Raw genomic sequence first — 14,531 nt, 5'->3', positions numbered from 1 at the left:
TCAGTCCAGCACGTAAACCGCCACCGGCAGCTCACGCAGCAGCGAGGCCACAGCATGCGCTGTTTCACTGATGACAAATCTTGCCCCGGTGAAAAGCTCGCACACCTCCCTGCCAACAAACTCCTCCGGCCATTCCAATGCCGTGTCCCCCCAGAGCTCTCCCACCGGTGGGAAGCCGATGCGGGCGGTCAGTCGCGGGACGATCACGACCAGCGCCACGGCTTCAGCCCGGCGCATAAACGCCACGCAGGAATCCCTGAAGACACCGGTGGTGTTCAGGGAGCTGAAACTCCCCTGCATGAAGAGAGCGGCGTGATTGCGCCGGAAATTCAAAAGCCGCTGTGTGACGTGCAGTTTGACACGGCCATCTCGCCACTCTTTCAGCAGCACCGCAGGCGCAGCCTCTGCCAGAGAAGAGAGCGCAGCACGCCGTGCTTGATAATCGACCAGCCGTCGGTTGTCCGGATCCACCAGGCTGAAGTCCCACAGCTCGGTGCCCTGGTAGGTGTCAGGCATGCCGGGCACAGTCGCCTTGAGCACAGTCTGCGCGAGGGAGTTGACCATCCCCAGCTGAGCCACCCGCTCTGCCAGCAGTTTGAAGTTGTCCAGAAAGCGGTTGGCCCCGGCTCGGAGCAGCTTCGCCACAAACTCACGCACGGCGTTCTCCCACTCTTCGTTCGGCTGCACCCAGCTGCTGTTGACCTTGGCCTCTTTGATGGCTTTGATCAGGTACTGCTGGATGCGGCCGAGGTAGTCGGCCCTCGCCGCCCTGTCCATGGGCCCCAGCGGCCAGGTGCCCAGCAGTGTCTGGTAAATGAGATATTCCTCGTTCGCATCCGGTGCCATCTCTCCCTCGATCTCGCGCTTGTGCCGGCGGTTGATCGTCTGCCACCGACGCAGCGCCTTGCGCCACTCCGTGGCCAGCTCTGAAAGCGCGGCGATGCGCGTCCGCACATCTTCGCTGCGCTTGGTGTCATGCGTGGAGGTGGCCAGCATGCAGTGCGGGTGCTCGCGCAGACGTGCGGCGCACTCGCTGAAAAACTTCTCCTGGGACACCGCAAAATGGTGCGGCTCCCCTCCGACCTCATTGAGCGCGACGAGCCTGTTGTAAATGTAGAAGCTGGTGTCCTCCACCCCCTTGGCCATGATCGGGCCCGTGCACTGCTGAAACTTCATCACAAAGTGCATGTGCTCGGCACGGGTCTGCTCATCGATGTTCTCCGGAAATTTCTTCAGCAGAATCTCACCAAGAAAATCAAACATCGAACGCTCGATGCCGGGATTGCGCCGCTCAGCCAGCCTCACCGCACGCCTCACCGCAAGAGCATCCTCAGCGCTTGGCTCCTGATCTGGCGTGACATAGGTGCGGTAAACAGGAAAACAGGCGATGACTTCCCGCACAGCCGTGGTCAGCGCATTCAGTGTGAAGTCTCGGTACCAGCGGTTTTTCTCCGACAGCCGGTCCAGCATGAAAGCCAGCACATTGATCTCGCTCGCAAGCGCGAGCCGCATCACAAGCTGCTTCCTGTGATAGGCGGTCTCCGTGAAGCTCGCCTGGCTTCCAGTGAATTTGGCATAGCTCTCCGTCAGCGCTTTTTCAGCAGCCGGATCTGTCAGCAGCCGGATCACCTGGTTGGCAAACTCATACCCCGTGGTACCATGCACGGGCCAGTCAGGGCGCAGGCGCTCATCGCCCAGCAGAATTTTTTCCACCACAAGGTACATCGGCAGCTTTTTATCCCTTCCAGGCAGCAGCCCGGACGCACGCGACTGCAGCAGCGCCAGATATTCGGCGGGATTCCACAGACCGTCCACGTGATCAATGCGCACGCCATCCAGAGAACCGCTGGCGATCAGCTCAAGCAGCAGACGGTGAGTCGCTTCGAAAACCTCCGGCAACTCCACACGGATGGCGGCGAGTTCGTTGATGTCGAAAAAGCGCCGGTAGTTGATCTCCTCAGCCGCCACGCGCCAGAAGCTCAGCCGGTAGGCCTGCGCAGTGAGCAGTTCGTCAAACGCATCAAAGCTGCGCGCATCCCCTGGCCTGCCTTCGATCTCACGCAGCGTGGTGTTGATGGCCTCGACCAGCTGCGGGCATTCATCACACCGCCGCAGCAGCCGCCTTTTGATGATCTCCTTTTCACGCAGACGTTCGGCGATTTTTTCCGGGTCTGTCTCGGTGCGCGGCGGCAGGTGCTCCAGCGCGGTGATGACGCTTTGAAACTCCGCCTGAAAATCCTCAGTCACCCCCATCTCCGCCAGTTTGAGCAGCGCTGGCACAAGGATCAGCGCATACGTGCGCGGAGCGATCGGCAGCCGCGTCTCAAAGTAACGCAGAAAAAAAGCCCCCGACTCGAATTCCAGCTTGAACTCGCCCCGCTCCAGCACACGCCCGTACTGGTCTCCCAAAATCGGGAGCAGCACGCGGTTGTTGAGGTCGCTTTTCAGCGGCCGCCAGTCGATGTCAAAATGCGGGGCAAACACAGAGCTTGGGCCGTTCTCCAGCACGTCCGTCCACCACGTATTCACCGGCGAGCCGATCCCCATGTGATTGGGCACAAAATCGACAATCTGCCCCAGCCCATGCGCATGCAGCTCCGCCACAAACTCCTCATACTCAGCCCGTGTGCCGATCTCAGGATTCAGCTCATTGTGGTCCCCGATGTCGTAGCCATGCAGGCTCCCGGGACCCGCTCGGAAAAAAGGCGAAGCATACACGTGGCTGATGCCGAGCTCTCGCAAATACGGCACAAGATCCCGCGCCTGCCGGAAAGTGAAGTGCTTGTTAAACTGCAGGCGGTAGGTCGCGGAGGGAATGGGTAGGCGGTCAGGAATCATTTTATTTTTTGCATCACGATCAGCTCAGGACGGGTCAGCTCCACACGGCCGTCCGCAGGATCAAAGCTCACGCTCTCGCAGCCGCCAAAGCGCGGTTCGTTGGTTGAAAGAAGGATTCGCCACCGCCCCTCTGGCAGCTCGACCGCCGCTGCTGCACTTGAGAGGTGCGCCATGACAAGCCATTCACAGTCTCGGCCGCAATACCTCAGCATCACCGCTCCGGCATTCGTCACCTCCCAGCCTTCCCGCCCTGCCGGCCTCAGCGCAGGCTCCCCCGCACGCAGTCGCAGGCACTCACGATACAAGACCAGCAGCTCGCGATGCGGAGACCGCAGCCGTTCATCCCAGTCCAGCTTTGAACGCGTGAAAGTCTCAAAGCTCTGAGGATCGGGGATCGTCAGCGCCGTTTCAGGATCACGAAACTCGGGAAATCGTGCAAACTCCCTACGTCTCCCCTCGGTGACGAGGTGGCCGAGCTCGTCATGATGGTTGGTGAAATACAGGAAGGGTGCCTTCGCCCCCCATTCCTGCCCCATGAACAGCATCGGCGTGGCCGGGACCAGCAGCAGCAGGGCGCTCGCAGCACGATAAGCTTCCGGCGTTGTCAGCTGATGCAGACGCTCGCCAAAGGCACGGTTGCCCGCCTGGTCGTGATTGCTGATGCAGAGGAGAAATTTTTCCGGGGGCAGGTGCCCCGCCTCGCTGCCACGGGGCTTTCCCTGGTGCCTGCTCAGCTGGCCTCGGTAGTGCCAGCCTTGCTGCAGTTCGTCCGCCATCTCCTCAGCGGTTCCTGTGAAATCATCTTGGTAGGATCTGTCCCCCAAAGCCACCTGGATGGAGTGGCAGAAATCGTCGGCATACACCGCGTCCATTCCAAGCCCCTCCGGCGTGATCACCGCCGCCAGATTGCGCTCGTCTTCGGCAATCACAAACGCGCCACGCGCATGCGCAGCCTGTGCGATCTCCGCGAGCAGGTGCGGCGATGACTTGTCAAGAATCGCATGCGTCGCATCCAGCCTCAGTCCGTCGAAATGGAACTCATCAAGCCAGTACTCCGCATTGGAAAGGAAGTACTCGCGCACCACCGCGTGCCGCTGGCCGTCGAAATTCAGCGCGGCTCCCCAGGGGGTGTGCACATCGTCATTGAAGTAAAAGCGGCTGTACACCCCGAGGTAGTTCCCGTCCGCCCCAAGGTGGTTGTACACCACATCCAGCACCACTGCGAGCCCCAGCGCATGGGCGGCGTCCACCAGCGCCTTCAGCTCATCCGGCCTGCCATAGCAGCGCGCGGGCGCAAAGAGGCTCACACCGTCATAGCCCCAGTTTCGGGTGCCGGGAAAATCCGCCACAGGCATGATCTGCAGCGCCTTGATCCCCAGCTCGCACAGATAAGGCAGCTTCTTGATCGCAGCGGCAAAAGAACCCTCAGGCGTGAAAGTGCCGATGTGCAGCTCATAGATGACGAGATCTCTCAGCTGCGGACGCCTCCAGCCCGCATCCCCCCATGCGTACGCATGCGGGTCGGTCACCTCAGAAACTCCGTGCACTCCCTCTGGCTGAAACCTTGAGGCCGGGTCTGGAAACGGCCCGTCACCGTCCACCATGTACTGGTATCTGTCTCCTGCCATGCCGGCCGCATCCGTTGCGGCGTGGTAGCCTTCTGCATCTTTTGTCAGCATCATCGTCCGCACCTTGCCCCCGCCTCCAGGCAGTATTCTCACCTCCACCTGCCGCCGTTCCGGCGCCCAGATGCGGTAGCGCACGCCTCCGGTGGTCAGATCGGCGCCCTGCGGACGCAGCCTGGACAGGCCACCGCTCATGCCTCGGTGCCTCCGTTTAAGATGCTCGTAATGCCACGGACCGGAATGTAAATCCACTGAGGCCGGTTGTTGAGCTCGTAGCAGATTTCGTAGACCGCCTTCTCCAGCAGATATGCATCGATCAGCATTTTCAGCGTTTTCTCGGACTCAGGCAGAAAGGCGGCTCCCTTCGCGGCACCGAGGTAGGCTTCCAGAAAGTTGTCACTGACACGCCTGACCCAGATTTCCGCCCACTTTTCCAGCGTCTCCGTCTCCCCGGCACGCAGTCCATGCTGCTGCGCCAGTGCAGTGTGCGCCGCATAATGAAACGAACGCAGCATGCCTGCGACATCACGCAGCGGCGAGCGCTTGATGCGGCGCTCGCTCAGCGGGCGCGCAGGCTCTCCCTCAAAGTCGATGATGCAAAAATCCCGCCCCGTGTTCAGCACCTGGCCCAGGTGGTAGTCGCCATGATGGCGGATGCGCGCGGCGCTGATCTTGTGCTCCAGAATGCGCGCCTGCCGGCCCAGGATTTCATCCTCCCGCCGCAGCAGCGCCTCCGCCTCCTCGCGGCAGACATCTGGAAGAGCCGCCAGCTGGTGACGCAGCAGATGGCTCATGCGCCTGGTGCCTGAGCGCATGGATTGGTAAAGCGACCGCTGGTAGAGCCCGGTGAACTCCTCGGGCGCAAAGCTGGGATCCTCCGCGTCTGCCGCCAGCGCCAGATGCATCTGCGCCGTGCGCTCTCCCAGCTGCCGGACGCGTTCAGGATACACCCCGCCTACAATTTCGTCGATCAGCTCCGGCATCACGACCTCGCAGCTCCCCGGTGGCTGTGCCAGCACGCGCTCATGCGTCAGCACGCGCTCGTAGTAGCGGCCCAGCGCCCCCAGAGTGTGTTCCCAAGCGTCGCCCTCGTTTGGCACATTCGCCACCAGCAGCGCCAGCACACGTGGTTCCGCGCCCTGCACCCGGTACTCGATCGCTCCGCAGTACCCGGGTACATTCGCAAAGCCTTGCCGCTCGCTGAGAAATCTCAGCAGTTCGGCATCAGGATTCTGGCCGGCCTCCGGCTTGCGGTAGATTTTCAGGAAGTAACGCCCGTCATAGATGATCGCAGAGTTGCTTTGCTCAGCCCGCAGCGCACGCGATGGCAGCGGCAGCACCAGGTCCGCAGCCTGCTCCTTGAGCGCTCTGCCGCAAATGCCGGCCAGTTCGCCTGCGCCCCCCTTCAGCCGCTTCTCCCCCAGAATGATCTCCAGCAATCCTGCACGAAAACTCTCGTCGTCCAGGGCATCAAACAACACCCCTTCCCCCTCCTCTGAGGCAAAGCGCGCCACCACAGCTTCGGAGGCCTCGCCAGCGGCGGCCAGTTGCAGCGGCAGCAGGTAGAGTTCAGGCGGCACCTCAAAGTAGTTCACCTGGAGAAAGGCCAGCCTTCCCGCATCACCGCCCGTCGTGGCCTGTCCCAGGGGGACCATCTCTGTCACCTGCACACTGCGCAGGGCATGTGCCTTGCCGCCAAACCAGCGGCAGTGCTGCAGGCACTCCGGCAGCGCATGCTCGGTGAAGGCATGGCTGTGGAGTGCTGCCATCACACTCGTCCATGTGGGGGGCTGTCCCACCTGCGGCGGCGTGAACGCCACACCGATGCGCTGCGGCTCGGCGTTCGGCTCCAGCGTCAGCCAGAGATAGTCATGCGGCCCCATCGTCATGAAATAGGGCGTCGCGGCAATCACAGGAAAACGGTTGTGGCTGAACACCTCCATCGGCCTCAGCCCCTGCCACTGCGCCAGGTCCAGCTCCACGGTCTGGGCAAAGCGCGACAAATTCGCCACGACCAGGATCTTCTCCTCCTCAAACTCCTTCACAAATGCAAGCACTCGCGGATTGCTTGACGGCAGGAACACCATGCTGCCACGGCCAAAAGCCCTGTATCTCTGGCGCATGGCCACCGTGCGGCGCGTCCACCACAGCAGGGAGGATGGATTGCGCTCCTGCGTCTCCACGTTCACCGCCTCATAGTGGTATTCCGAATCAATGATCACCGGGAAATAGAGCTGCTGCGCGTTCGCCCTCGAAAAGCCCGCGTTCCGGTCCATGCTCCACTGCATCGGCGTGCGCACCCCGTTGCGGTCCCCCAGGTAGATGTTGTCCCCCATCCCGATCTCATCGCCGTAGTAGATGATGGGCGTACCCGTCAGTGAAAGCAGCAGCACATTGAGCAGCTCGATCTTCCGCCGGCTGTTGCGCAGCAGCGGTGCCAGCCGGCGGCGTATGCCCAGGTTGATCCGCGCCCTCTGGTCCGCCGCATACACACGGTACATGTAGTCCCTCTCTTCATCCGTGACCATCTCCAGCGTCAGCTCGTCATGGTTGCGCAGAAACATCGCCCACTGCGAGTTCGCAGGGATCGCCGGCGTCTGTTCCAGAATGTCGATGATCGGAAAGCGGTCCTCCATCTGCAGCGCCATGAAAAGACGCGGCATCACCGGAAAGTGAAAGGCCATCGAGCACTCGTCCCCCTCCTTGCCAAAATAGGCCGCAGCCTCCTCGGGCCACTGGTTGGCCTCTGCCAGCAGCATGCGGTTGGGAAACTTGCTGTCGATGTGCGCCCGCAGCCGTCGCAGGATGGCATGCGTCTCCGGCAGGTTTTCACAGTTCGTTCCATCCCGCTCGATCAGGTAGGGCACGGCATCCAGCCGCAGACCGTCCACCCCCATTTCGAGCCAGAAGTCGATGGTTTCAAACATGGCCTTCTCCACCTCTGGATTGTCCCAGTTCAGATCCGGCTGGTGCGCATAAAAGCGATGCCAGTAGTACGCGTTCGCCACCGGGTCCCAGGCCCAGTTCGAATGCTCAAAGTCCTTGAAGATGATTCGTGCGTCACGGTAAAGCTCCGGCGTGTCACTCCACACATAGAACTCACGCTCCCTCGATCCCCGGCCGGCCCTGCGTGCACGCTGAAACCACGCATGCTGGTCGCTGGTGTGGTTGAGCACCAGCTCTGTGATCACACGCATGTTGCGCCGGTGCGCCTCATCCAGGAATTCCTGGAAATCCGCCAGTGTCCCATAGACAGGATTGACAGCCCGGTAGTCAGCCGTGTCGTAGCCGTCATCCCGCAGTGGCGAAGGGTAAAACGGCAGCAGCCACAGCGCCGTCACCCCGAGTTGTTCAAGATAATTCAGCTTTGAGATCAGCCCCCGGAAATCGCCGATTCCATCCCCGTCCCCATCGCAGAATGCACGCACATGCAGCTGATAAATGATGGCATCTTTAAACCACAATGGATCGCTCATGGGTACAGGTGCCGCACTCGGCGGAAAGATGCAAGGCTCCATGCCCGCCCTGGCGCATCCTAGCCCCCGTCCCTTATGCCCTGCTAAGCCAAAAATTTGCCACACTCTAAACCGCTGGCAGCAGCCTCCTGAGCGCAAAAAAAATGAGGCGGCCGTTTCCGGCCGCCTCAAGACTCCAACCAAAGAACTCTCCGCTGCTTTACAGGTAGTCGTTCACCAGGTTTTCCATCATCTCCTGGCGACCACTGCCGAGGAGCGGCTCGCCGTTGGCAAGCACATGCGCTTCGAGTTCTTCGAAGCCGACTTCGCCCTTCTCGATCTTCGCACCGATGCCGCTGTCGTAGCTGCTGTAGCGCTGCTTGATGAAGGCGTCGATACGGCCGTCTTCGATCATCGCGTGCGCGATCTTCAGACCACGTGCAAAGGCGTCCATGCCGCCGATGTGGGCGTGGAAAAGATCCACCGGCTCAAAAGACTCGCGACGGCACTTGGCGTCGAAGTTCAGACCACCGGTGGTGAGACCTCCCATCTTGAGCACTTCCAGCATGATCTCGGTGGTGAGGTAGATGTTGGTCGGGAACTGGTCGGTGTCCCAACCGATGAGAGTGTCACCGGTGTTTGCATCGATAGAACCCAGCGCGTTTGCGGCGATGGCCACCTGCATCTCATGACGCATGGAGTGCCCGGCAAGCGTGGCGTGGTTCGTTTCAAGGTTCAGCTTGAAGTGCTCCAGCAGGTTGTGCTCGCGCAGGAAGTTCAGGCACGCCGCCGCATCCGAATCATACTGATGGGTCGAAGGCTCACGTGGCTTCGGCTCGATGTAGAACTGGCCTTTGAAACCGATCTTCTTCTTGTACTCCACCGCCATGTGCAGCAGGCGCGCGAGGTGGTTCACCTCACGCTTCATGTCGGTGTTCCACAGCGTGGCGTAGCCTTCGCGGCCGCCCCAGAAGGTGTAGCCTTCACCACCGAGTCGATGCGTCACATCCATGGCCTTTTTCACCTGCGCGGCGGCATAGGCAAACACTCCGGCGTTCGGGCTCGTGGATGCACCCTGGCAGTAGCGTGCATGGGAGAAGAGGCAGGCCGTGCCCCAGAGCAGCTTCTTGCCCGTCTGCTTCTGCGCTTTTTCCAGCTCATCAGCCACCGCGTCAAAGGCGGCGTTGCTCTCGGCCAGCGTGTCGAGCTCAGGAGCCACATCGCGGTCATGCCAGCAGTAGTAGTCCACTCCCAGCTTTTCCATGAACTCAAAGCAGGCCCACACACGGCGCTGCGCGTTGGCCACGGAGTTGCTGCCGTCATCCCAGGGCCGCTGCGCGGTGCCGCCGCCAAATGGATCGGACAGCGAGTTGCGCATGGCGTGCCAGTAGGCGACCGCAAAACGCATCTGCGAGCGCATCGTTTTGCCGCCGACGATTTCGTCAGGATTGTAATGCTTGAAGGAGAGCGGGTTCCGGCTCTTGGGTCCCTCGTACTGAATTTTAGGGATGTCTGGGAAGGCGTCGTTCATGGTAGGACTGGCAAGGGAGACGAAACAGGGCGCTGTGCAACTGGTTCGTCAGCCCACCGCCGGACAGTTTTTAGGCCAAATTGGACACGCCCCCTCCATTCAAAGCGCCTTCCGGTTCGTCTCCTCCGCCAGCCACACAGACACCAGGGTGATCACAGCCATCACGATCAGATACACCGCCACCGGCCAGGGTTTGCCACCCGACTGCTCCAGCAGCGCGGTGGCGATGAGCGGCGCCAGCCCCCCTGCCAGCGGCGAGGCGAGCTGATACCCCAGCGACGCCCCGCTGTACCTCACCCGCGTACCAAACAGCTCCGAAAAAAACGCCGCCTGCGGACCATACATCGCCGCATGCCCCGTGAGACCGATGACCACCCCCAGAATGACCAGCCCCATCTGCCGCGTCTCGATCATCCAGAAAAACGGAAACGCAAAGAGCAGCAGAAACAAGGCCCCGCCCAGGTACACCGGCCTTCTGCCGACGCGGTCAGACAGCGCACCAAACATCGGGATGGCGGCCAGCTGCACGGCCGAGCCTGCGAGCACCGCATTCAGCAGGTCCTCATTCTTCAGCCCCAGCTGCTGCGAGCCATAGCTGAGCACCAGCACGGTGAAAATGTAGAAAAAAGCATTCTCCGCAAACCGCGCCCCCATGGCCACCAGCACATTGCGCGGGTGATCTTTGATCACCGCCAGGATGGGCACCTTTGGTCCAGCATCCTCCGCCTTGGCCTGCGTAAAAACCGGACTCTCGATGATCTTCAGCCGGATGAACATGCCCACCCCCAGCAGCAGCACCCCCAGCAAAAATGGCACACGCCATCCCCACTCAAGAAAAGCCTGCGGCTCCATCGAGGAGGTCAGCTTGAAAACCGCATTCGCCAGCAGCAGCCCCACCGGCACGCCCGCCTGCACCCAGCTCGCATAATAGCCTCGCCTGCCAGTGGCCCCATGCTCCACCGCCATCAGCACCGCCCCGCCCCACTCCCCACCGACCCCAAAGCCCTGGATGAAGCGCAGCAGCACCAGCAGCACCGGCGCCCACACACCGATCTGCGCATACGTCGGCAGCAGCCCGATCAGCACCGTGGCCACCCCCATGAGCATCAGTGTCGTCACCAGCATGGATTTGCGCCCCAGCTTGTCTCCAAAATGCCCGAACACAATGCCCCCCACCGGCCGCGCAAAGAAGCCCACCGCATACGTCGCAAAGGCCGCCATCGTCCCGGCCAGCGCGTCAAAATTCGGGAAGAACAGCTTGTTAAACACCAGCGCCGACGCCGTGCCATAAAGAAAAAAATCATACCACTCGATGGTGGTGCCAATGAAGCTGGCGATAACGACGCGGCGGGTGCTGTTGGGATCGGACATGGCTTTGACACTCAGGCTGAAGGCTGGCGGAGCGCAGGACAAGCCTAAAAGCACATGACTGCCTCCGGCATCACTACGGGGTAACCGATGACAGGTTTTTCACATGATCTGCACCTCCTCTGCAGTTTTGATGCGCTTCCCTCTCTTGCAAAATTTCATCGTCCCTGAATCCAAACAGGCCCGGCGGTGTTCCACTTTCACCATGAAGACTGCCCTCCTACTTGCTCTGGTCTCCCTGCTCGGTGTCACCGCCCTTCGCAGCCAGTCCGCAGACGCCCCAGTGGATTTCGACAAAGCCCGCCAGCTTTTCGAAAAACGCCAGAGTGGCGGCACGCTCACCTCAGAAGAAGCCGCCTTTTTGGAACGCGCCAAGGCGGCCCATCAGGCCCAGATGCAGAAAAGCGGCAGCAGCCAGCCATCCGCGCAAGGGCAGGATGGAATCGACTGGCAGAGGGCCCAAGCCCTGCACCGCCGCGAGCAGAACGGCGAGAAACTAAGCGCGGAAGACCAGAAGTACCTCGACCACGCCAAGGAGGTCCGCAGTCGCGGCGGCAATCGCGGAGGCGGCGGCCGCCCCTCCAATCAGCGCCAAGCCCCCGACTCATTAACGCCCCTCACCGACATGACCGCCGAGGACAAGTATGAAGGCGAAGACGGCGGCCTCTACGGCAAAGGCGGCAACGAGCCACCCGAACCCCTCAAAAAATCCGCCACAGAAGCACTCGCCCAGATCAAGCCCCTCGATGCCGAGGGCAAGCCCTCCGAAAGCGGCAGGATCGCGCTCGTCTCCATCAGCATGTCAAACGCCACTCAGGAGTTCTCCGTCTTCAAAACCATCGCAGACCAGGACTCCCGGAAATCCGACAAAGTTACGATCGTCGATTGTGCGCAGGGAGGCCAGACCATGGCCGCCTGGGCCCAGCCCGAAGGCCGCCCATGGCCTGAGGCCATGAACCGCCTTCAACGCGCCGGGATCAGCCCTCAGCAAGTGCAGGCGGCCTGGGTCAAGCTCGCCAATGCCGGCCCCTCAGGGTCCAAAACCGAGCACCTCGCCACGCTGGAGGCAGACACCGTCAAAGTCTTGCACCTTCTCAAAGAGCGCTTCCCCAATCTCCGCATCGCCTACCTCGGCAGCCGCATCTATGCAGGCTACGCCACCACCGGCCTCAATCCCGAGCCCTACGCCTACGAGGGAGCCTTCGCCGTCCGCCACCTCATCCAGCAGCAGTCTGGCGGGGACGAATCCCTCGCCCTTGCCAAATCCCCTCTCCTCCTCTGGGGGCCCTATCTTTGGGCCGATGGCGAGAAAGGCCGCAAGTTCGACGACCTCAAATACACCAAGGAAGACTTCGGCCCGGACGGCACCCACCCCAGCAACAGCGGCCGCGAGAAAGTCGCTCACCAGTTGCTCGAATTCTTCGCCACGAACCCTCTCGCCAAAAGCTGGTTTGCGAGGTGATCTCCCTCGACCGCCTACTTCCCTGTCAGCTTGTTCCACAGCTTCCGCGCAGTCGATGGGGCCTGCGCATCATGCTGAGACGCCTGCCCATGCTGGCCCCGCGGCGAAGCATTTGCGGATGAAGACGAACGGCGCTCGCCGCCCCCCTGCGGTCTGCCGCGCCCGCCCTGGCCGCTCGGACGCCATTCGCTCTGGCTGCCCTGGCCACCGGATCGGCTTCCACCCTGTCCACCAGAGCGTCCGCCACCGCCACCCTGCCCATGCCGCTGCTGCCCACCCTGTCCTTGCGGGCGGCGCTGTTGAAACTGCCTCTGCTGCTCACGCCGTTCCAGCCTTTCATCGCCGGTAGGCGCAGGCGCTGCGGCACTGTAGTCAAACCCCTCCGCACGCTTGCGGATGAGTCCACGGTTGATGAATTTCTCCAGCTTGCGCAGATCCGCAGCCTCATCCTGTGAAACAAAGCTGATCGCGTCGCCGATCGCCTGCGCACGCCCCGTGCGGCCGATGCGGTGCACGTAGTCCTCCACGATGTGCGGAAAGTCAAAGTTCACCACATGCGAGATGCCGTCCACGTCGATGCCACGCGCCGCGATGTCCGTGGCCACCAGCACGCGCACCGTGCCCGTCTTGAAATCATCCAGAGCGCGCAGGCGCTGGTTCTGCGAGCGGTTGGCATGCAGCGTGGCGCAGCGCACCCCGCTCTGCTCCAGCTTTTTCGCGATCTTGTCCGCCCCGTGCTTCGTGCGGCTGAAGACCAGCACCATCTGCATTTTTTCGTCTTTCAGCAGGTGCATGAGCAGGCTCAGCTTCAGGTGCTTCTGCACTTCATACACCAGCTGCGTCACCGTCTCTGCCGGGTTCGAGCGCTTGCCTATCTGCACAATCTTCGGCGAATGCTGAAACTCATGCGTCAGGCTCTCGATCTCCTTCGAAAGCGTGGCTGAAAACATCAGCGTCTGGCGCTTCTTCGGCAGCTGGTTGATCACCCGGCGGATGTCTGGCAGGAAGCCCATGTCCAGCATGCGGTCCGCTTCATCGAGCACAAGATGCTCCAGCTGGGAAAAGTCCGCACAGCGCTGCGCCATCAGGTCCAGCAGCCGTCCCGGGCAGGCGATCACGATGTCACTCCCCGCACGCAGCGCGTCCTTCTGCGGTTTTTCACCCACACCACCATACACCTTGGCAATCTTCAGCGGCAGATGCTTCGCATACGCCAGCACGTTTTCCTCGATCTGCGCCACCAGTTCCCGGGTTGGCGCCAGCACCAGCACACGCGTGCGCCGCCGCTGCCCCTGCGGAATCGGGTTGGCAGCCAGCCGGGTCAGGATCGGCAGTGTGAACGCCGCAGTCTTGCCTGTGCCAGTCTGGGCGATGCCGATCACATCTCCTCCTTGGATGACCGTCGGAATCGCAGCCGCCTGGATGGGAGTGGGTTCCGTGTAACCGGCTTCTTGAATGGCTGTAAGGATGTGGGAGTCGAGACCGAGTGAGCTAAAAGACATGCACGTCCCTCTTAGTCCCCGATGGGGGCATTGGCAATCATCCGTTTCCGCCCCCTTGCCTCAGCCCTTGGCCGCATCCGCCGCCCGCCACAGGTACCACGCCGCCAGCGTACGATGCGGCTGCCAGCGCTCGGCCAGCTCACGAAATGCCTTCGGCTTCGGCATTTCCTCCAGTCCCTTGACCACGCGCCAGCCATTCCTCACCCCGTAGTCATCGCTCGGAAACACATCCGGCCTGCCCAGCGTGAAAATCAAGAGCATCTCCACCGTCCAGCGCCCGACACCACGCACCGCCACCAGCCTCTCGATCAGCTCCTCGTCGCCGAGCCTCAGCGCCGCCGCCCGCCCGGGGATCTGCCCGCTGAGCGTCTTGGCGGCGATGTCCCGGATCGCGAGCATCTTGCCCGTGGAAAAGCCGCAGCCGCGCAGCTCCTCATCCCTCGCATTCAGCACCTGCTCCGGCTTGGGAAACCGTGACTTCGGAAACAGCGCCCTGAAGCGCCGCAAAATCGCCTCCGCCGCATTCGCATGCAGCTGCTGATGCGCCACCGCACTCACCAGCGCCTCATAGGGCGGCCGTTTCTGCGCAGCCAGCTGACAGGGGCCATGGGCCTTGATCAGCCTTCGCATGACAGGACAGCGCTTGGAGAGTTCGGCTTCAGCCTCAGAATGCATGAGCGGACATCATTGCGACATCGAAACAAATGCAAGGTTGATTCAGTACTCGGATTCGGGTTTGACTCGTATCTC

The 14,531-nt window shown here is 61.7% G+C and carries 8 protein-coding genes; 1 reads left to right on the top strand and 7 read right to left on the bottom strand.

Annotated elements, in window-relative coordinates; all coding sequences use genetic code 11:
* From treY to ACFQDI_RS05795, 5 genes are all read right to left on the bottom strand, one after another.
* Complete coding sequence (gene treY / locus ACFQDI_RS05815; protein WP_377164378.1) at window positions 1–2,838, bottom strand: malto-oligosyltrehalose synthase; 2,838 nt, start codon at window positions 2,836–2,838, stop codon at window positions 1–3.
* Entirely contained in the window at window positions 2,835–4,658 is a 1,824-nt protein-coding gene (gene treZ / locus ACFQDI_RS05810; protein WP_377164376.1) for a malto-oligosyltrehalose trehalohydrolase, read from the bottom strand. Before treZ ends, treY begins: the two co-directional genes overlap by 4 nt.
* Complete coding sequence (gene treS / locus ACFQDI_RS05805) at window positions 4,655–7,939, bottom strand: maltose alpha-D-glucosyltransferase (RefSeq protein ID WP_377164374.1); 3,285 nt, start codon at window positions 7,937–7,939, stop codon at window positions 4,655–4,657. Before treS ends, treZ begins: the two co-directional genes overlap by 4 nt.
* Window positions 7,940–8,138: 199 nt before the next feature.
* On the bottom strand, window positions 8,139–9,449 hold the full coding sequence (xylA, locus tag ACFQDI_RS05800) for a xylose isomerase (protein WP_377164372.1): 1,311 nt from the start codon (window positions 9,447–9,449) through the stop codon (window positions 8,139–8,141).
* 99 nt (window positions 9,450–9,548) lie between these two features.
* Window positions 9,549–10,820, bottom strand: a complete 1,272-nt coding sequence (locus tag ACFQDI_RS05795) for an MFS transporter (RefSeq protein WP_377164370.1) — start codon at window positions 10,818–10,820, stop codon at window positions 9,549–9,551.
* 202 nt (window positions 10,821–11,022) lie between these two features.
* Here ACFQDI_RS05795 and ACFQDI_RS05790 point away from each other — a divergent pair, with 202 nt between their 5' ends.
* Window positions 11,023–12,279 (top strand): hypothetical protein, encoded by a 1,257-nt coding sequence (locus tag ACFQDI_RS05790; protein WP_377164368.1) that lies wholly within the window; start codon window positions 11,023–11,025, stop codon window positions 12,277–12,279.
* A gap of 14 nt (window positions 12,280–12,293) precedes the next feature.
* Here the strand turns inward: ACFQDI_RS05790 and ACFQDI_RS05785 are convergent, their stop codons facing one another.
* Both ACFQDI_RS05785 and ACFQDI_RS05780 read right to left on the bottom strand, forming a co-directional pair.
* Window positions 12,294–13,781, bottom strand: a complete 1,488-nt coding sequence (locus ACFQDI_RS05785; RefSeq protein WP_377164366.1) for a DEAD/DEAH box helicase — start codon at window positions 13,779–13,781, stop codon at window positions 12,294–12,296.
* 60 nt (window positions 13,782–13,841) lie between these two features.
* Entirely contained in the window at window positions 13,842–14,456 is a 615-nt protein-coding gene (locus ACFQDI_RS05780) for a DNA-3-methyladenine glycosylase family protein (RefSeq protein ID WP_377164364.1), read from the bottom strand.
* Between the last annotated feature and the right edge of the window lie 75 nt (window positions 14,457–14,531).

The organism is Prosthecobacter fluviatilis (assembly GCF_042655725.1).
GTDB classification, from domain to species: domain Bacteria; phylum Verrucomicrobiota; class Verrucomicrobiia; order Verrucomicrobiales; family Verrucomicrobiaceae; genus Prosthecobacter; species Prosthecobacter fluviatilis.
This window is presented reverse-complemented; position numbering and strand designations above follow the sequence as displayed.